21 protein-coding genes are annotated in these 19,541 nt (G+C 31.4%); 3 read left to right on the top strand and 18 right to left on the bottom strand.

The features are described from left to right. Nucleotides 1-3: 3 nt before the first annotated feature. Nucleotides 4-357 carry a four helix bundle protein gene (locus IEV77_RS07880; protein WP_188463561.1) on the bottom strand — a complete coding sequence of 118 codons (354 nt, stop codon included), beginning with the start codon at nt 355-357 and terminating at the stop codon, nt 4-6. Nucleotides 358-473: 116 nt separating this feature from the next. After that, nucleotides 474-1,766 carry an aminodeoxychorismate synthase component I gene (gene pabB, locus IEV77_RS07875; RefSeq protein ID WP_188463559.1) on the bottom strand — a complete coding sequence of 431 codons (1,293 nt, stop codon included), beginning with the start codon at nt 1,764-1,766 and terminating at the stop codon, nt 474-476. A gap of 297 nt (nt 1,767-2,063) precedes the next feature. Here pabB and IEV77_RS07870 point away from each other — a divergent pair, with 297 nt between their 5' ends. Continuing rightward, entirely contained in the window at nt 2,064-3,416 is a 1,353-nt protein-coding gene (locus tag IEV77_RS07870; RefSeq protein WP_188463557.1) for a DEAD/DEAH box helicase, read from the top strand. Between the two features lie 147 nt (nt 3,417-3,563). Here the strand turns inward: IEV77_RS07870 and IEV77_RS07865 are convergent, their stop codons facing one another. The 9 genes from IEV77_RS07865 to IEV77_RS07825 form a co-directional block, all read right to left on the bottom strand. Continuing rightward, nucleotides 3,564-3,947, bottom strand: coding sequence for a DUF3037 domain-containing protein (locus tag IEV77_RS07865; RefSeq protein ID WP_188463555.1), 384 nt, complete (start codon nt 3,945-3,947; stop codon nt 3,564-3,566). Further along, a complete protein-coding gene (locus tag IEV77_RS07860; protein ID WP_188463553.1) occupies nt 3,937-4,716 on the bottom strand; it encodes a HipA family kinase in 780 nt (259 codons plus the stop codon). The genes IEV77_RS07865 and IEV77_RS07860 overlap by 11 nt, the downstream gene beginning before the upstream one ends. A gap of 208 nt (nt 4,717-4,924) precedes the next feature. Next, on the bottom strand, nt 4,925-5,812 hold the full coding sequence (locus IEV77_RS07855) for an arsenite methyltransferase (protein ID WP_188463551.1): 888 nt from the start codon (nt 5,810-5,812) through the stop codon (nt 4,925-4,927). 189 nt (nt 5,813-6,001) lie between these two features. Next, entirely contained in the window at nt 6,002-6,502 is a 501-nt protein-coding gene (locus IEV77_RS07850) for a GreA/GreB family elongation factor (RefSeq protein WP_188463549.1), read from the bottom strand. A gap of 137 nt (nt 6,503-6,639) precedes the next feature. Further along, nucleotides 6,640-7,026: a YqhA family protein gene (locus IEV77_RS07845; RefSeq protein WP_229736615.1), complete on the bottom strand. Its 387-nt coding sequence runs from the start codon at nt 7,024-7,026 to the stop codon at nt 6,640-6,642. Nucleotides 7,027-7,124: 98 nt separating this feature from the next. Further along, nucleotides 7,125-8,627 carry an aldehyde dehydrogenase family protein gene (locus tag IEV77_RS07840; protein WP_188463547.1) on the bottom strand — a complete coding sequence of 501 codons (1,503 nt, stop codon included), beginning with the start codon at nt 8,625-8,627 and terminating at the stop codon, nt 7,125-7,127. 209 nt (nt 8,628-8,836) lie between these two features. Then, a complete protein-coding gene (locus IEV77_RS07835; protein WP_188463545.1) occupies nt 8,837-9,676 on the bottom strand; it encodes a helix-turn-helix domain-containing protein in 840 nt (279 codons plus the stop codon). Nucleotides 9,677-10,088: 412 nt separating this feature from the next. Continuing rightward, nucleotides 10,089-10,496 carry a MotA/TolQ/ExbB proton channel family protein gene (locus IEV77_RS07830; protein ID WP_188463543.1) on the bottom strand — a complete coding sequence of 136 codons (408 nt, stop codon included), beginning with the start codon at nt 10,494-10,496 and terminating at the stop codon, nt 10,089-10,091. Between the two features lie 114 nt (nt 10,497-10,610). Beyond that, nucleotides 10,611-11,936 carry a serine hydrolase domain-containing protein gene (locus IEV77_RS07825; RefSeq protein ID WP_188463541.1) on the bottom strand — a complete coding sequence of 442 codons (1,326 nt, stop codon included), beginning with the start codon at nt 11,934-11,936 and terminating at the stop codon, nt 10,611-10,613. Between the two features lie 320 nt (nt 11,937-12,256). Between IEV77_RS07825 and IEV77_RS07820 the strand changes: the two genes are divergently transcribed. Both IEV77_RS07820 and IEV77_RS07815 read left to right on the top strand, forming a co-directional pair. Then, nucleotides 12,257-13,180: a sensor histidine kinase gene (locus tag IEV77_RS07820; RefSeq protein ID WP_229736614.1), complete on the top strand. Its 924-nt coding sequence runs from the start codon at nt 12,257-12,259 to the stop codon at nt 13,178-13,180. Beyond that, the gene (locus IEV77_RS07815) at nt 13,181-13,897 is read left to right on the top strand and encodes a LytR/AlgR family response regulator transcription factor (protein WP_188463538.1); all 717 of its coding nucleotides are present in this window, start codon (nt 13,181-13,183) and stop codon (nt 13,895-13,897) included. 122 nt (nt 13,898-14,019) lie between these two features. Here IEV77_RS07815 and IEV77_RS07810 read toward each other — a convergent pair whose 3' ends face one another. The 7 genes from IEV77_RS07810 to IEV77_RS07780 form a co-directional block, all read right to left on the bottom strand. Continuing rightward, nucleotides 14,020-14,640 (bottom strand): hypothetical protein, encoded by a 621-nt coding sequence (locus IEV77_RS07810; RefSeq protein WP_188463536.1) that lies wholly within the window; start codon nt 14,638-14,640, stop codon nt 14,020-14,022. 182 nt (nt 14,641-14,822) lie between these two features. After that, on the bottom strand, nt 14,823-15,560 hold the full coding sequence (locus IEV77_RS07805) for an SDR family oxidoreductase (protein WP_188463534.1): 738 nt from the start codon (nt 15,558-15,560) through the stop codon (nt 14,823-14,825). Then, nucleotides 15,553-15,936 (bottom strand): hypothetical protein, encoded by a 384-nt coding sequence (locus tag IEV77_RS07800; protein WP_188463532.1) that lies wholly within the window; start codon nt 15,934-15,936, stop codon nt 15,553-15,555. The genes IEV77_RS07805 and IEV77_RS07800 overlap by 8 nt, the downstream gene beginning before the upstream one ends. A gap of 1 nt (nt 15,937) precedes the next feature. Continuing rightward, entirely contained in the window at nt 15,938-16,735 is a 798-nt protein-coding gene (locus IEV77_RS07795; protein ID WP_188463530.1) for a haloacid dehalogenase type II, read from the bottom strand. Between the two features lie 55 nt (nt 16,736-16,790). Beyond that, on the bottom strand, nt 16,791-17,393 hold the full coding sequence (locus IEV77_RS07790; protein WP_188463528.1) for a TetR/AcrR family transcriptional regulator: 603 nt from the start codon (nt 17,391-17,393) through the stop codon (nt 16,791-16,793). A 260-nt stretch (nt 17,394-17,653) separates the two neighbouring features. Next, complete coding sequence (locus IEV77_RS07785) at nt 17,654-18,268, bottom strand: hypothetical protein (RefSeq protein ID WP_188463527.1); 615 nt, start codon at nt 18,266-18,268, stop codon at nt 17,654-17,656. Nucleotides 18,269-18,908: 640 nt separating this feature from the next. Beyond that, entirely contained in the window at nt 18,909-19,337 is a 429-nt protein-coding gene (locus IEV77_RS07780) for a hypothetical protein (RefSeq protein ID WP_188463525.1), read from the bottom strand. Between the last annotated feature and the right edge of the window lie 204 nt (nt 19,338-19,541).

Here is a 19,541-nt window from a genome sequence, read left to right as displayed (position 1 = left end):
ACTTTAAATTGATAATTTTTTAATTAAAGTATTAAGCATTTTTTCTATTTCAATAGAAAGGTTAGTTATGTCTTCTAAATTTGCTTCTTCAATAAATCTAAGATTTACAGCTATCTGTAATTGTGTTTGCATTTCATATAAAGAGCCTCGCGCAATCTGTAAAAAACGAGTATATTCTTTCGTGTAATTCCTTCCATAACCTTCAGCAATATTTGAAGATATTGAAATGGAACTTCGTTTTAATTGGGATGTTAATCCAAATTTTTCATCTTTAGGGAAATTAGCTGAAATTTTATAAACTAAAGTTACCATAGTAACAGATTTCTGCCAAACAATTAAATCTCGATAACTATTCATAATACAAAAATACAACTTTTAACCAATGTCTTCTCCTTTCTGCCTTCTGCCTTATCCATTTTGCCTACTTTATACCTTATACCTTATGCCTTATGACTTTTGCCTTTTGCCTTAAACTAACTCTCCAATACCTCACGCATTGCCTTAGCCTTTATCAAACATTCTTCATATTCTTTTAAAGGGTTGCTTTTTGCAGTAATGGCACTTCCAACAGAAAAAGAGACGTATCGTTTTATTTCATTATATAAAATACTTCTAATAACCACGTTAAAATCGAAGTCATTGTTTGGTGTGAAATATCCAACGGCTCCAGAATATACGCCACGTTTCGTTTCTTCAAGTTCTTCAATAATTTTCATGGCCGAAATTTTTGGAGCTCCAGTCATACTTCCCATAGGAAATGTCGATTCAATAAGATCTACAGGATGAATTGATGCCTCAATTTCTGATGTGACAGTTGAAATCATTTGATGCACTTGCGGGAAAGTATATACTTTGCATAATTCCTCCACTTTTACAGTTCCCTTATTGGCCGTTTTTGATAAATCGTTCCGAACTAAATCAACAATCATAATGTTCTCGCTTCGCTCCTTTTCGTCTATTGACAATTGTTCCTTTAATAGATTGTCTTCTGTTTCATTTTGTGAACGCTTTGCTGTTCCTTTAATCGGTTGTGAAACTATTTTATTTCCAGTCTTCTTTAAATACCGTTCGGGAGAAGCAGACAAGATGTATTTATCTCCAAGTTTTATAAAAGAAGCAAAAGGAGGTTTAGAAATATCATTCAGTTTCTGATAGGTTTCTAAAGGATTTATACGTGTATTTTCAGCATAAAACTCCTGACAAAAATTGGCTTCGTAAATATCACCTCGATGAATATGCTCCAGCATGGTGTTTACTTTCTCAAGATAATTTTCTTGTTGAATACGAGGTTTTATTTTGATATCATTTAACAGATTGCCACGTCGTTCCTCCTCGCAATGACAGATTGCTTTTAAATCTTCTTCACATTCATCTGAAACCATATTTAAATAATGCATTTCAACGATATCTCCTTTAAATAAAAACAACTTTTTTGGTTGAAAGAAATAGAGTTCAGGAAATTGTAAACCATCAATATTTTCAGATTTTAAATCTTCAACAGCATTTTTTAAATCATATGTTAAATAGCCGAAAATCCAGTCTTTAGTGATGGATTGGTATTCTTTTAACCTAGAAAAAGCTTCAGAATAATCTGTTTTAATACAGGTAACAGCATCCACAGCCAAAACAGCGTCGAAACTTGAATAAGTTTGATGAACTTGGTTGGAATCCATCCAAACGCTTTCATGAAACTGCTGTCCCCAATTTAAGAGTTGCCTTTTAAAAGTGTCTATGGATTTTGGTGTATGTAAATGTGTTGTTCTCACTGACACAAATTACCGAAAATTAAAACGGATTTGAAAGGGAAGACCGTTTTGTTTTCTATTTTTTATGTCATTATATCGCGATAATCTTACTTATTACCACTCTTGATTATAATTGATTTTATTAGCACTAAATACAAAAAAAACAATGGGAGTTTTTGCAAAATAATTTGGGAGACAATCCCGAAAGATTGGCAAAATCTCTTCAATTATCGTTCAAATCACTAATTATAAGATTCCTGCCTTCTCAGGAATGTGAAATCCTTTTAAAAATCTATCTTTGCACCAGAATTAACAACTATGAGCACTTTTCAAGATTTAAATTTAAATACCCCTTTATACAACGCCTTAAGCGATTTAGGTTTTACACAACCTACGCCAATCCAGCAAGAAGCCTTTAATGTGGTAGCTTCTGGGAAGGATGTGGTTGGAATTGCACAAACAGGAACGGGTAAAACATTTGCTTATATGTTACCAATTCTGAAAAATCTAAAGTTCTCTACTCAAGAAAACCCAAGAGTTTTAGTTTTAGTTCCAACTAGAGAATTAGTGGTTCAAGTAGTTGATGAAATTGAAAAACTTTCTAAATACATCAATTTACGTGTGCTTGGGGTTTATGGTGGTGTGAATATAAATACTCAAAAACAAGCAGTTGCTCAAGGCTTGGATATTATTGTTGCAACTCCTGGTCGTGTGTATGATTTAGCTGTTAGTCGTGTGTTACAATTTAAATCCATTCAAAAAGTGGTAATCGATGAAGTTGATGTTATGTTAGATCTTGGATTTAGACATCAGCTTTTAAATATTTTTGATATTCTACCAGAAAAAAGACAAAATATCATGTTTTCGGCTACAATGACTCAAGATGTTGATGACTTAATTTACGACTTCTTTATTGCACCAGAACGTGTATCTATTGCCGTTTCTGGTACCCCATTGGAAAACATTTCGCAAACAAAATATACAGTTCCAAACTTTTATACGAAGTTGAATCTGTTAAACCACTTATTACGTGACACAGAGAAATATAATAAAGTATTGATATTTGTGGCTCATAAAAAAATGGCCGATAGATTATTCGAAGCTTTAGATGAAATTTTTCATGATGAATTATGTGTTATTCACTCCAACAAAACACAAAACTACAGATTGCGAAGTATAGAGCAGTTTAGAGAAGGCTTTAACAGAATTCTTGTAGCCACAGATGTTATGGCTCGTGGATTGGATATCGATAATGTATCTCATGTATTTAATTTTGATACGCCAGATTTTCCAGAGAATTACATGCATAGAATTGGTAGAACAGGGCGTGCAGAACGTGAAGGGCAAGCTATTATTTTTTCTACTGTAAAAGAGCAAGAATCTCTTGATAAAATAGAAGCCTTGATGCAAATGGAAATTCCGTTTCTTGAAATTCCTGAAGACGTTGTTATTTCAACAGAACTTATTGAAGAAGAACGCGAAGTTATTAAAGAACGTAACAATCCGCTAAGACTTAAAAAGAGTGACGAGGTTGGAGCTGCTTTTCATGAAAAATCTGAAAAAAATCAACAAGAAAATAAAGGGGGTTCTTATAAATTTAAAATTGCAGCAAAATATAAGAAGCCTAAAACTCGAGGCGATAAAAATTATAACAAACGCAATAAGAAGTAACCAAACCTTACCTCAATTATTATAAATACTCACTTTGATGAATGAGATTCCTGCCTTCCTATCTACCGACAGGCAGGCGCAGGAATTTAGTGGCGATAAGAATTATAATAAGCGAAATAAGAAGTAATTTTTACACCTTAAACGCTTTTACAGAACGTATTTTGTATAAATATCTTCTAGTTCTATATTAGGGTCCAAACACAGTCCCGAATGCGTTTTAGAACTTTGAATAATGGTACTTCTGCAGGCTGTTAACCATCGAAATCTATCGGATAATTCTAGTTTACCTATTGGACCGCCTTCTGGTTCTCCCTCACAAATTAATCTCCAAGCTTTTAAATAATTATTTAAAAAATCAATATCTATTTCATCAGAAAAAGCTTCTAACTTTTTTTGATCAATTTGGTATTTAATGCCAAGAAATTTTTTTCGTTTTGAAAAAAGAACAACCCCAACATTAAAGAATTCTTCCCTCTCTACCTTTGGTACTACTCTAATAATAGCATATTCGAATGTCTGTTTATCTTGCATCTTCAGCTTCTTTAACTAACAAATCTATCATAGAAAGTTTGGCATTAATAAATTCAATATAAGCGTTTCTCATGTCGGTAGGACTCATAGAATCGGCTTCACTTATCAGCCAATCTTCTGGAATATTAGACACGATTTCAGTTATTTTATTGGCAGTAAGAGTTTGTTTAATGTCTTCCGAAGCTTTCTCTAACGATGTCGCTTTTTGTAAAAGCACATGGTCTTTAATAAGTGGAAATGTTCTGGTTAAATGGTTTTCCCAGGTCTTCCAATTGTGATGGAAATAAAAACTAGCACCGTTATCAATAACCCACAATTCGTTATTCCAATTTAATAAATTGGTGTTTTTTGCTGTTCTGTCTATATTGCTGATTAAACTATCTAGAATAACCACTTTTGAAGCAGTCATAGCATCGACGTTCGAAACCAAAGGGTCATAAGTAATGGCACTGGATAAAAAATGCAAACCAAGATTTAATCCAACACTAAATTTAAGTAAGTCCTGAATTTCTTCATCTGGTTCTGTTTTGCTAAACGAATCGTCTAAATTCATAAAAACCAATTCTGGAACTTTTAAACCTATTGCTCTTGCTATTTCACCACCAATAAACTCGGCGATTAAGGCTTTTTTACCCTGTCCTGCACCTCTAAATTTCAGCACATATAAGAAGCCATCATCTGCTTTAACAATTGCTGGAAGCGAACCTCCTTCGCGCAAAGGACAAACATATTGGACGACATTTACTGTTCGAATATCAATTTTACTCATGAAATTTAACCTAATAAAATGTGATTTGTGTTGTACCTATTAATTCAATATATCAAATATAGTTGCTTTTTTATTGATTCATTTGGTAGACCTCATTAAAATCAAAGTTAGCAACAAAAAATCCCCTCTCATTACTGAAAAGGGATTTTTATATAATTAAAATTTGCTGAGCTGAACTTAAAAGAGTCCGGCTTTCACAGGAATTTGATTAACAACAGCCACTTTCTGGCTTACAAGAATTTGTAGCTTGAAGCTCTGAAAATTCAAGTGTTGTTTTTTCTTGACTTGTGCCTTGTTTTTCGGCGTAAACGGTAATACTAAAAATACCAGTTGCTCCAGTATTGAAGGCATTTATTTCTTCCTGAGAAAGATATTTAATAAGAATATCGTCTGGAATACTAATTGTTTTTTCTTTCTGAATTTTTATATTTTGAAATCCGTTATCTTTTATCAGTTTTAAATAGGATTCCTTTTGAATGGCTCCTGCCACACATCCTGCATACATTTCAGCATCTTCTCTTAGAGCATCCGGCAATTCACCAACCAAAACAATATCTGAAATACTAAAATGACCTCCAGGTTTCAATACGCGGTGAATTTCTGAAATTACTTTTCCTTTGTTAGGCACTAAATTCAACACACAGTTACTTACTATAACGTCTGCAACATTATCGCTAACTGGCATGGCATCGATATCTCCTTCTCTAAATTCCACATTGTTATACCCTAGTTTTTCTGCGTTTGTTCGTGCTTTCTGGATCATAATTGGTGTAAAATCAATACCAATAACTTTTCCTTCACTTCCTGTTTCATGTCTAGCTACAAAACAATCATTACCAGCACCAGAACCTAAATCAATAACGACATCTCCCTTTTTAATTTGTGCAAATTGCGTTGGAAGGCCACAACCTAAACCTAAATCGGCATCTTCGATATAGCCAGAGGTTTCAGAATAATCGTCCATCATAATGTTGTACACTTTGTTCGATGGCGTTGTGGCTCCACAACAAGAAGACGCGTTTTCAGCTTTTCCTTGTTCTGCGATTTTAGCATAACGCTCTTTTACAATGTCTTTTAATTCTTGCTCTTTATTCATAATTCTTGCTTTCTTTGAATTGCTCTATTGCAATATTACGATTAATCATAAAGCATATGAAATTTTATTAGTGAAAATTTTATTAAATTTTCACTTTACAAAATCAAAATGAGCTAATATTAATTAGCGATAAGAGTCTAAGCTTAGAATAACTTAAGAATTTCATCTTCGGAAGAAATAAAAGAAATCTTAATATAAAATCTCTATAATTTCAAAAACCCGATCTTCTGTTGCCAGCTTTAATATAGCCTTACCTCCCACTTCTTTGTTTGTCAGTATTCTGGCAATTGGAGAAATGAATGAGATTTTCCCTTTAGAAATATCAGCTTCGTCTACACCTACAATTTGATATTTTTGAAGCTTCGTATCAGAACCTATTTTTAGGGTTACCAAAGCACCAAACCGGATTTCATTTTGTGGTTGCATTTTTAAATCTACTATTTTGGCAGTGGCAATTCGGTTATTCAACAATTGCAATTTGGCGTTTATATAATTGACTGCAATGCGTCTTTCTTTTTCATTTGAAATGTTCAGATGCTCTCTTTCATCATTAAGCATCTGTTTTTCCATCAAAAGTTCATCCATACCAACTTGGGTCACATAATTTATCACACCTTCTGGTAAGTCCGCTCTTGGTGGTACTATAGGAATTTCTTCTTGATCGTCTTCTTTTACAAATCCTCTGCTCATGGTTTACTGCCTTTTATTTGTTATTATTTTCTTCCTTATTAAGCTTCAATACTTTTAAGCCAACAGCCATTAATACAATGGAAATTGGTAGGATTAGTAGATTCCAATTTAGATTGTCAATATTTACAAAAACCACTTCAAGAAATTTTACAAATAAGTATGATGACAATAACTTCTGCCAAAACATTTTTTAAATGGCCAATGTTAGGCGTTTGAATCCAATTTAAAACACCACTATTTTTGGTACTTGACGTATTGGAAATAAACAAGGTATAGATACCATGAGCAAAAATAAATAACACCAAAGCGATTAAAAAAGTGTCTAAAGATTTTATAAGATACATAATTCCTATATCAGCAGTGTGTAAATGTTCTTTTCCTTCCGGAATGTATCCTAAAAAGAAAACTCGAAAAGCATTTAGTGTTTTTAAGGCTCCCACGATAAACAGCAATAATGAGCCTAAAAGTGAAAATATAATAGCAATCCAACTAATGTATCTAAAGGCGTAAAATGGTTTTTTCATAATAATTAGTGATTAAGTATTTATGTAAATTTTGGTTTGAAACAATAAAACCCCGGAAAGTCCGAGGTTCTATTTAATAAATAATTGCTATTAATCAATTAAAAGAATCCCATAGGTTTCTTGTCGTAAGAGATCAACATGTTTTTTACAACACGGTAATGATCTAAAGCCATTTTATGGTTTTCACGACCAAATCCTGATTCTTTAACGCCTCCAAATGGTGCGTGAGCAGGATAAGTATGGTATTGGTTTACCCAAACTCTACCAGCTTGAATAGCACGAGGAACTTGAAATAATTCGTGCGCATCACGAGACCAAACCCCTGCACCTAAACCATAAGGAGTATCGTTTGCGATTGCGATTGCTTCTTCAGTAGAACTGAAAGTTGTTAAAGCTACAACTGGGCCAAAAATTTCTTCTTGGAAGACACGCATGTTGTTCTTACCTTTTAATACGGTTGGTTGGATATAGTATCCTTCAGAAAGCTCCCCTTCATAGTTACCAGCATCTCCACCAGCTACAACTTCTGCACCTTCTTCTTTACCAATTTTAATATAGCTAAGAATTTTATCGTATTGAGGTTTAGAAACTTGAGAACCAATCATTGTTTCAGGATCTAATGGATTCCCTGTTTTGATTGCTTTTAAACGTACTTTCATTTTTTCGATGAAATCGTCAGCAATATCTTCGTGTACTAAAATACGAGAAGGAGCAGTACAAATTTCACCTTGATTCAATGCGAACATTAATGCGCCTTCAATAGCTTTGCTATAGAAATCATCATCGTGATCTGCTACTGATGGGAAGAAAATGTTTGGAGATTTCCCACCTAATTCCATAGTTACTGGAATGATGTTTTCCGCTGCGTTATGCAATACTTTACGACCTGTTTCAGTTGAACCAGTAAATGAAAGTTTAGCAATACGTTTAGATGTTGCTAAAGCGGCACCCGCTTCTGCACCAAAACCTGTTACAATGTTTAAAACACCTGGAGGTAAAATATCACCAATAAGTTCCATTAAAGCAATAACACTTGTTGGAGTTTGTTCTGCTGGTTTTACAACTGCAGTACAACCTGCCGCTAAAGCTGGAGCTATTTTCCAAGCTAGCATTAACATTGGGAAATTCCAAGGGATGATTTCACCAACAACACCAATAGGTTCGTTTAATACAATACTTACTGTGTTTTTGTCATGCTCAGAGATACTTCCTTCGTCTGCACGGATAACCCCTGCAAAATAACGGAAGTGATCAATACAATAAGGGATATCTGCTGCTCTTGATTCACGGATTGGTTTACCGTTATCAATAGTTTCTAATGTTGCTAAGTATTCGAAGTTGTCTTCCATTACTTGAGCGATTTTTAATAAAGCATTACTTCTCTCAGTTGCTGATGAAGTACTCCAAGATGGGAATGCTTCGTGAGCCGCGTCTAAAGCAAGATCAATATCTTCTTGTGTTGAACGAGCTGCTTGAGTAAATACTTTTCCGTCTACTGGAGATACGTTATCGAAGTACTGACCTTTTACAGGTGCTACGAATTTACCGCCAATAAAGTTCCCGTATCTTTCTTTGAATACAGGTTTTGTTACATTTGCCATAATTATAAATTTTAAATTTGATTCTTAATTGAACTTGCCAAAACAAGTGTTGTTTAATTACAATGCAAATTTACGTCAGCTTCTTAGCTTTCTATTTATTGATACGGTTCAATAACTTATGAAAAAAGGTCAATGTGGTTTTTTAGGATGAATTAATATTACTAATAATATTTAACTAACTAAAAATCAATGATATAATGATAGCCTTTTTAATTCGATATGTCTGTTGGACTAATTCCAAACTTGTTTTTAAAAGCAACACTAAAGTTAGACAGATTATTATACCCAATATCTAAATAGATATCAGACGCTTTTAAATCCCCTCCTTGTAACAGCTCTTTTGCTTTTTGTAGACGCTTGTCTTGTAACCATTTTCCTGGTGGTTCATTATATTCGTTTGTAAAATGACGTTTAAATGTAGATAAACTCATATTACATAAAAAAGCAATTTCTTCCAATTTTAAGTTAGAGTGCACATTACTTTCTACTGTATTCTTAAATGGTGAAACTTCTTTAGAAATTAAAGAATGTAAATAATATTCGAATTTATTACCATATTTATTAAGTAGATACAGCATGATTTCTTCAAATTTTAAAACTATTAAAGCGTCGCTATAGCTGTGATTTTTAAAAGTATTAGACGATAAAGAGGCTATAAAAGCAGCAATATATTCGTCATTTTCTATAACAAAATAAGGGACTTCTTCAATATATGGCTTGACATTATTAGTGTACTTACTTAAAAAATCTGTGAGTTTCTTTTCAGAAAAAAAGAAGAGTTTACAATAATAAATAGCTTCTGCATCCAATAACTCGGTCCATAGCCAATTTCCTTTTTTAAGCAATAGAGATTGGTCTTTATTAACTGCTACCGATGTTCCTGCAAAATGTACTTGTTTTTTTCCAACTTGTAAAAAGCTAAACATATTCATTCCTAAATTCACCTTGCTTTTTACAACATCGCTCGTCATTTTAAAATCGTAAACAAACAAATCAGGATGTTCCTTCTTGTTGGTGATAAAGATTTCAGGAATGTTTTCTATTGGCATCTGATTTGTTTTAGATTAAATTTAAAATGCTACCATTAAAAGCATAAAGCTAAGTTCGGCTATTTTGATTTTAAATTCAAACCTATTCCTGAAAAACCAAAAAATCCCTCTTCATTTCTGAAAAGGGATTAGTTTAACCTTGCTTCATATCAAAACCTTCCTAACAATAATTTATATACCATACATAAATTTAGTATTGAAAATCGACTTGGTTACTTTAATAATTAATAAGCTATTATAATTATCAAGCAACTAATATCTTCAAATTTTCTTACTTAGGCAAGTATTAAATTTTTTAACCTAAAAAAAGCGAGTCACTTTGAGCTAATTTCCTTATAAATAGACAGGGATTTAACAATCAAGTGACTCGCTTTATGTAGCAAAAATAGCATCTATGGTCTGTCTTAAAGACTTACTCTTTTTGCATCCCTCTTAAAATAACAATTCCAATTCTGGCAACAATAAAAGTGAATAATCCAAATGTTGCTGTTAATAAAGATACTTTAAGACCTCCAGCAAAAATTGCTGGATCTGGATTGCCCATAGCTTCTATAGAATCGAAGGCTGTAATTAATCCGATGACAGAGCCTAAAAACCCCAATACCAATCCTAATAAACTAGTATCTACCGTTAACTGTAACATTTTTTTTGATTTCTTGCTGTCATTATTTATGCTTAGAAATCCTTTTACTATGAAGAACAAAGACAACAACAAACAAATTAATATTAAAGACATAAAAAGTGGGCCTCCCTCATTAAATCTGTCAACAAAAGGGTTTACGGCAAGTAATGTTGCTGGTAATAAGATAAATAGTTTCATAATTGATGGGTTTTAATATTTAATTATAGTTCAAATTTAATGGAGTTCCTCGGTAAAAAAACTTAAATGCGACGAACAACCAGATTAGTAAAGGAATTAACCTCCGTCTTATAATTATTTGATCTTGGTTAAGGTTTTAGGAGCTTCGCCTGCTTGATTAAATAATAATGTTTTAGCTTCTAAATTAAATATTAAAGTAACACCTAAGGATTCTAAGGCAAACTCATCGGGATTAATTGCTTTTAAAACTTTCATATCACTGCCTTCTGGCGCACCTTTAAGAACCTTACCATCGGATTCAAAAACCAAATTGAATGGCAACTCATCAGATTCATAAACACCTATATATTGGTTTAATTCAGATTCACTTAAAACTGCCGATTTAAAAGAAGGCATATTTAAATCTTCTCCCTTTATAGCTGCAATAGCGTTAAACATAATGGGCATCAAACCGTAATCTAATGCATTCGTGTTTAAAGCAATAGCAATATCTAAATCTAGAATGTAAATATACATGGATCTAAAAAAGTCTATCGTGCCGTTATGGGCATAGATGGTCATCCCATTTTTTTTAGCACTTAAAATACCACTTCCAAATTCATCGTTTATAGTGGTCATCACATTAAAACTCTTTTCAGACATTAATTTACCTTGAAACAACCCATTGAGAAAAATAACTAGATCTGAAGGATTTGAAACAATTCCTCCTGCTCCCCCAGGAATTGTTAAGATAGCTTGATTTGCTTCATGTAAAGAGCCATCATTATCATCATAATAATATGATAAACATTCATTATTAGTTGTATTTATTGCGCTCCCAAAAAATGTATTTTTTAAATTTAATGTTTTGACAATTCTAGTTTCTAAAATCTGGCTGTAAGGTGCTTTTTCAACATCTTCTAAAATATAACCTAAAAGCACATAGTTGGTATTGCTGTATTCATGTTTTTCACCAACTTCAAAATTTAGTTGATGACTTGAAATCTTAGATAACATTTGCTCTCTTGTTGTTTCAATTTCCTCGTTAAAATTCTCATCTTGAGCAATATTAAACAAGCCACTGGAATGATTTAACATACTAGCTATTGTGATGCTTTCCGAGCCTGGAATTTGTGGAAAATATTTGGATAATGGTTGTTCTAGTTTTAACTTTCCTTCATCTATAAGCTGAAATATCATGACAGCTGTAAAGGTTTTAGTTATAGAACCAATTCTAAATTTAGAAGCATCAGTAATTGGAATACTCTCTTTTCCGTTTATAACTTGATAACCCACAGACTTATTATAGATGGTATTTCCATCTTTTGAGATGGTTAAATTTCCCATCATTTTATGATTCTTGTATAGAGTTTCTAGAAATTCATCTAATTGATTAAAGTTTTGTGCTGTTAGGTTTGAAAAATTCCAAACAACCAAAATTATAATAAGTAACTTTTTCATGTTTATAAGGGTTATGATTAATAGATTACAAACATATACTTCAAATAGAATTGAATGTGAACAAAGCGATACTCTACCAAATTAGAATCCTTTTCAACAGGTTTGTTAAATTGCTTGCTTAATTGGTTATCCGTCTATAAAAAAATGAGTTCCTGAAAAATTATGTTATTATTGTAGCATAATTTGTTGACATGCTTACCCAAAAAATCATATTTAAAACCTTAATACGTGGCTTGCTGCACTTCCTTTTTTGGTGTGGAGTCCTATTGTTTTTTACTTATTTTTTTGGTACAGGGAGCAATGATTTCAATAAGACCTTGATGTTTTCGTTATTTTTAATGCCCATTACCATTACTACAACGTATGTATCCATCTATAAATTAATCCCAGATTATTTAGTAACCAAACGCTATTGGCTTTTTGGATTGTACAGTTTTTATACCTTTATCATTTCTGGTTACCTGATAATGGTTTCCATATTTTTTAGTCTTATTTACTTGGCAAATTTCAATTATACAGACATGAACCCCATTACCAGAAATATTCTGCTGGTAACAACTAGTGTTTATTTAGTGGTTATTATTGTAAGTGGTTATAAATTATTAAAACTGAATTTAAAACAAGCCGAAAACACCAAGAAACTAGAAACTAAAATCTTAGAAACACAACTAAAACTTAAGGAACAAGAATTGAATTACCTTAAAATGCAAATTCATCCGCATTTCTTGTTTAACACCTTAAATACCATGTATGGCTTCGCTTTAAAGAAAGCAGATGAAACTCCTGAGATGATCTTAAAACTCTCTAATTTATTAGATTATTTGTTGTATCAGGTCGATAAACCTTTTGTGCTTTTATCTGAAGAAATTAATCATATTAAAGATTATATCGAACTGGAGAAAATGAGATTCAACAACACTTTAGATGTTTCTTTTCATATTGAAAACATATTAGAAAGCACCCAAATTGCGCCTATGCTCCTACTTCCTTTTGTAGAGAATAGCTTTAAGCATGGACATTTAAAGAATGGGGTTTTAACCATTAAAATTGACTTAGTTTCCAAAGATGACAATTTAATATTTTCAATAGAAAACACACATTCAAAAACTGAAGACACCAGCCATGGTATTGGTTTGGAGAACATTCAAAAACGTTTAGATTTACTATATAAAAACAACTACCAGCTACATATTGACGACACTAAAAACCTATTTAAAGTCGAATTAAAATTAAACGCAAACTAAGTGAGTGATCCAAAAAACATATCCTGCTTAATTGTCGACGACGAAGCTATTGCTAGAGAGATTATTGCCACCCATCTGTCGAAAATAAGTCACATAAACGTGATTGCAAGTTGCTCTAATGCCATGGAAGCCTTTAATATTTTAAGTAACAATGACATTGATTTGGTTTTCTTAGATATTAACATGCCTGAGATTTCAGGAATTTCTTTTGCCAAGTCCATTAACAAAAACATTAAAATTATCTTCACAACTGCTTATCGCGATTATGCTGTGGAAGGATTCGAACTGCAAGCTGTAGATTATTTATTAAAACCTATTTCGTTTGAACGCTTACTAAAAGCTGTAAACACGTATTTTGAAGTTTATAGCGATACAAATACCAAGACTTTACAGAAAACAGAAAATAATCAGTTTATGTTTGTGCGTTCAGACAGACGGATGATTAAAGTGGATTTTGAACATATTATCTATATTGAAAGTTATAGCGATTACATAAAAATCCACCTGGCTACAGAAACTCTTGTTACCAGAGAAACTATAAGCGCTATCGAAGCCAAATTACCAAGCAAACAGTTTCTTAGAATTCACAGATCTTATGTCATTGCATTGGCTCATATTACATCATTTACCAACGAGCATATTGTTATTCATGGCCAAGCCCTAACCATAAGTAGAAGCTATAAGAAAGAGGTGTTGGAATTGTTGGAGAGGTTTTGAGAACGTCAGTTTTTTCTACAATTGTATATTCCATTTTTAAAAAGAAGCGTTTAAAACCTTTTTTTCTTAGAACATTTAATTCTTCCAAGTATAAGGTTTTACAACATTCAAATGACTAATTATTACTGTCCGTAGATAATTATTAGCATTAGTGGAATAGTAATTAATACAGAAATAATGGCTGGTTTTATCCAGCTTCTGTTTTTGTGTTCAACCTCTTTACCAATATATTTATTCCAAAAGTATTCAGTTAAAATTCCTACGCCTACAAAATTAAAAATGATTCCTAAATTGGATTGTATCTTTAATAAATCGATTATTACAACAGATCCAATAGTATACAACACGCCAAAAATTAAAACTTGCATCTGGCCTTTTGTGTTGCCCGTTTGCTTTAAATTAGCCATGAGTAAAACAGCTCCAAAAATAGTTGAAAATAACACCGAAAAAACCATTATAACACGTTTTGAATACAATTCGGGTGCAGTTGAATTATCAGAAATGTTGTTATTCTTTTTGTCTTCTTCTATTGTTAACTTTTGAGCAAGAATCTCATTTTCTTTTGAAAGTTGAATCTCAGTTTCAATAGTTTCAAAAATAGCTGATTCACGATTTCTAGATTTTAAAACTTCTATAGTTGCTAATAAAGCTTCATCATTATATTTTTCTTTATGCTCTATAATAGCCTCTAATTCGGAGTCTGTTTTTTTTTGAAATTTATCTATATATATATTATCATTCATGCCTTATTCTAACTATTTGGTATTATTTAGCTTTACTGATTTATACAATTTCAGAGTTATTCGCTAAGAGCCTATTTGGTAAATACAAAGTTAGTAGAATTTAGCGAGTCTTGATGCTTCCATATTCATAATTAAGCTAGAAATCGATAGTTAATAATGGATTTTCAACTTTTAAATTAATCTTAAACTAAAGCTCCATTAGCCCCTATTACTTGTCCCGATATCCATTTAGAATCATCACTAGCTAAAAACAACACAACTTTGGCTATATCGATAGGTTTTGCTAGTCGATTAAAAGCATTCATAGAACTTAGCTTATCAATTTGTTCTTGAGATTTTCCGTTTAAAAACAACTCAGTTTCCGTTGCTCCTGGAGCAATAGCATTAACTGAAATCCCTCTACCTATCTCTTTAGAAAACACTCTTGTTATTTGTTCTACAGCGGCTTTAGTTGCTGAATAGATAGCATAAGTTGGGAGCATTAGTTTTGTAGTACTCGATGAGAAGTTAATAATAATTCCATTATCAGCCAATTTACTATCTGCTTCCTGTAGGGTATTAAAAACACCTCTTACATTTACTTCAAACTGTTTTGTAAAATCTTCTTGGGTATTATCCTTCAATTTTTTGGAGATCATAGTTCCTGCATTATTAACCAAAACATCTATTTTTCCGAATTTCATGATGGCTTTGTCAAATAGTTGAGTTACTTGATTCTTATCACTTACATCTGCTTTTATAGCAATGGCTTCTCCCCCATTTTGTTTAATTTCATTTACGGTGGTCTCCGCCTCTTGAGTACTGTTAGAGTGATTGACTATAATTTTCGCTCCATTTTTTGCTAAAAGAATCGCAACTTCTTTACCAATTCCTTTTGATGAACCAGTAACTAAGATTACTTTGTTGTCTAGGCTATTCATGATTTAGTATGTATTTTAATTGATAAATGGAAAATAGTGATAATACTATGGCTATTATAACCAAAAGCATTACAGGTTCTGGCCTAATAAAAAATTCGATTCCTAAGGCTGTTATCATAGTTACGAATAAAAACAGATATGCCAATTTACCAGCTATTTTTTTTCTAATAAATGTATAAATTAGTATTAAAATAATGATTGCTAATTCTGAAAAGCCTGTGAAAAGTCTAAAAAAAGTAGCGTCAATACCCAGAAGACTTTCAAATTGATTAAAACCAGCGACACTTTTAGCCTGGCCTAATATTTTTGGTATGGCAAAAAACAAGAGGATTAAAATGGACACTAGGTTTATTAATAAATGGATAATTTTTTTCATCTTATTTTAATGCGATTAATTTATCTGTAACTAATTTTAAATTCATTTCATTGAATTCAGGTTTTGGAGCAAGAGGATATAATTGAGCTCCTGGTCTGCTAATAAAAGCCGTTCTCCAGCCTGCCCAAATAGCACCTGCAATATCCCAGCCATGTGCCGCTACTAATAAACTTTCTTTTGGAGCTATACCCATTTTTCTAGCCGCCCAATTATAACTATCCGTATCTGGCTTAAATTTACCCATATCTTCAATACTTAATCTCTCATCAAAATAATCGATTAGACCTGCATTTTTAAATTGAGTTTCAACACCTTTATTTGATGAATTTGTAAATGAGACCAACTTATACCCAGCATTTTTTAATCTCGCTAACGATGGCTTTACATCTGGATGTGCTGGCAAAGACCTAATTGGAGTAAGTATAGCTTCTCTTGCTTGACTTTCTGTTAGGGTAATATTATTGTTAGCGGCTACCATTTGTAACGCGGCCGCACCAATAATACCAAAATCATTATATTGTCCTCCAACAGTTGTTACTAAAGAATATTGTAACATTGTAGTGAACCATAATGGTAATAAATCGTTTCTATTCCCTAGAGCCTTCCCTACACTCTCTTTCATTGCAGTTAAATCCAATAGGGTTTCATTTACATCAAAAAATAATACTTTTGGTCTAGTACTTAAATCTTCTTTTGAATTTTCTGAAGTGCTGGATGCCATTCCAAATTGAGGTGTTGCCGCAAGACCCAATCCCATTAATGTTGATTTTTTAATAAAATCTCTTCTTTCATTTATCATAATACATATATATTTAATAAAACATACTAATAGGTATGTTTATAGTTAAAAAAAATTAAACTTTCATCTGTTGTAAGTAAAAAGAAAGGCCTGAGATATACTCTTCTATAACTACATCGGTATCATACAATTTTCTAATACCTCGAATACCTTCAAAAGAACTTATCAAATACATTGCAGTTGCTTTACTTGAAATATCCTTTTTAATGGAATTCTCAACTTTCCCCCTTTCAATAAGTTGTACTAAAGCAGTTTTCCATTGTTCAATAATATTTTTAAGTGCTTTTTGATAAGCGACTTCATTATTGCCAATTTCATTAATTAAATTGTTCATTGGGCATCCATGTTGCTTGTCGTAAATAGAAAAATCTTTTAAACGATTTACAAAAACCTCCTGAAGTATTTGATAAGCATTACCAGATTCCTTTAATGGCAAAATCATACCATTAACCACTCTTTTTTCTACTTTTAAACTAATAACTTCTAACCCTAACTCCTTTTTACTCTTGTAATGATGATAAAAGGCACCTTTACTTAATGTTGTTTCTTTCATTATTTTATCGATACTGGTTGTTTTAAAACCATGTTCATAAAATAAACTAAAAGCTTTATTTATAATGAGTTGTTTGGTGATTTCAGATTTTAATTCCTGTTGCATGGTACAAAAATAATAAAAAAAATACCAGTTAGTATGTTTATGTTTTGTTAATTAAAGACTGTTTTAGTTTAATATTAATCATCTAACTTCCATGCAAAATACTCTTGAGTTAAAGAACTAAGCTGTTATTGGTATAAAGAATACAACAGAAGTTGTTTAATGAACATACCTTAAAATGTAAATACAGAAGCAAGCGATGTAAATTTAGACACTAGTTTAATTAGTACTCTCGAAAAAATAACACATGGATTTAGAGTTTGCTAATATTCATATATTAATTGCTTTTTAATTTCTGATAATTCTTTTTCTTTATTAGGGAATATTAAAAAAAGTTGGTCTAAAAGTTCTTTGGCTGTGTGACAGTTTTTATATTGATTTTCACATTGAAAACTGTATGTCCTAATGAGTCGATAATTAATATCGTAGTTTTTAGGAAAAATAACTTTTGCTTCCTCATAGAAATAAATAGAATGCTGCCATTTTCCTTTTTTGAACCATTCGTCTCCATCATCGATAAGAGCTAAAAATTTTATTTCCTTTTTTCTAAATTCCCGTAACTGTAGATTTTTTGATGATAAATTGTGCTTCTCTACTAAGATAAAAGCAAAATACGAAAAGATACTAATAACGATTAAGGCAGATATAACGATAGCTAGATTTTCTTTTTTCCTTTTTTTTACAATTTTAACTCTTATTCTTAATAAATCTTCTTTTGAAGCTTCTTTAAAATTTAATTCCCCTTGTGCAGCTTTAAAATATTCTTTCTTTAAGCTCATAAAAGTTCTTTCTTTTTTGAAAAACCTTTTAGACCTAAGTAACTTTTTGTTATTATTCAGACTAGTAATCATTCCTTGAATACTTCCTCCTCCACCCATTATTTTTTGAATATTTGTTTACGTTAGAATTATAGTTAATCGTCCGTTTCTATTGTTAAAAGTTTGCAATTCTGTTTAGGTTTGCAATTCAAAAACAGGTTAAATTCAGATTACTAATAAGATTTAAGAAATGTACTTATTCTATAACCCCAAATTGTCATGATAGTAATTTCAATTATTTGAAATAGTATAATAAAAATTATCACTCTAAAAAATGTATTTTCTTTTTTCCAAATTAGGATGGATACTATTATTATTTGAAGAATTCCAAATAGTATATTGAAAGCGTAAATAGCCATATCTCCACCAGAAACACCCATGTTTTTATAAAAAATAAAACAAAACATTAAAAATGAAATCCAACAATTCGTTAGAATCCATTTATTTAGTTTATTCATATGTATCAAAATTGTGTGAGTTTGTGCAATGAATGGAACCGAGTTTGTACAAGATTAGTTGCGTTGGTTAAACAACTAATTTAATAAATAATTACCGACCTAGAAAATCCGCTAGAATTTTCGTAAGTAATTTAAAACCAAGTAATTAATTTTGTGAGGTGTTGCCAAATCGTTTTTAATCAAATTATTAATCTAAAAATTTATCATTATGTCATATAAAAATTTAAAAGAAATCAAAATTCTTAATTATTGGGATTTAATAATCCTAATGCTCGTATTACTTCTAAAATTGCTAAACATATTCCTATTATGATACTAATTCTTGCAATCAATTTAGTTTTTGGATATTCTTTAAGCATTTTTTTTGCTAACTCTAAATCAACTTTAGATTTTTCAAATTCAATTTGTTTAATATCTTTTTCATTTATTTTTTCTTGCATTAGAAAATTTTGGTATTTGCTCCAACCTCCTAAATCTATAATATCCATTCCTAATTCAGATATAACATATCTGTTTCTTTCAATTTTAATGAATCCTTTAGTTTTTAAATGGACAAGGGCTTTTTTATATTTATTAAATTCTATATCAGAATCAAAATTATATCTGCTCTCTGGAGAAAATTCAAATTCGGTTTTGACTTTATTTAAAATCTTATTAATTTCTTCTTCCATAGAGTTTTATCTTAATGTTTGCCAACATATTATATAATCAATAAATATACTGATATCCCAAAAACTAAAAAGGATATGATTCAAATTTAAATTCTTTTATCATATCCAGGTTACGGAAAACCATATAACAAACTGCTTTGTCTAAGCCACCTATCTATTTATTATTGTGAAACCCAGAAAAATAGCTGTTTTGTGATACATCAG

The organism is Xanthomarina arctica, assembly GCF_014638915.1.
In the GTDB taxonomy this organism is placed as follows: Bacteria; Bacteroidota; Bacteroidia; order Flavobacteriales; family Flavobacteriaceae; genus Xanthomarina; species Xanthomarina arctica.
This window is presented reverse-complemented; position numbering and strand designations above follow the sequence as displayed.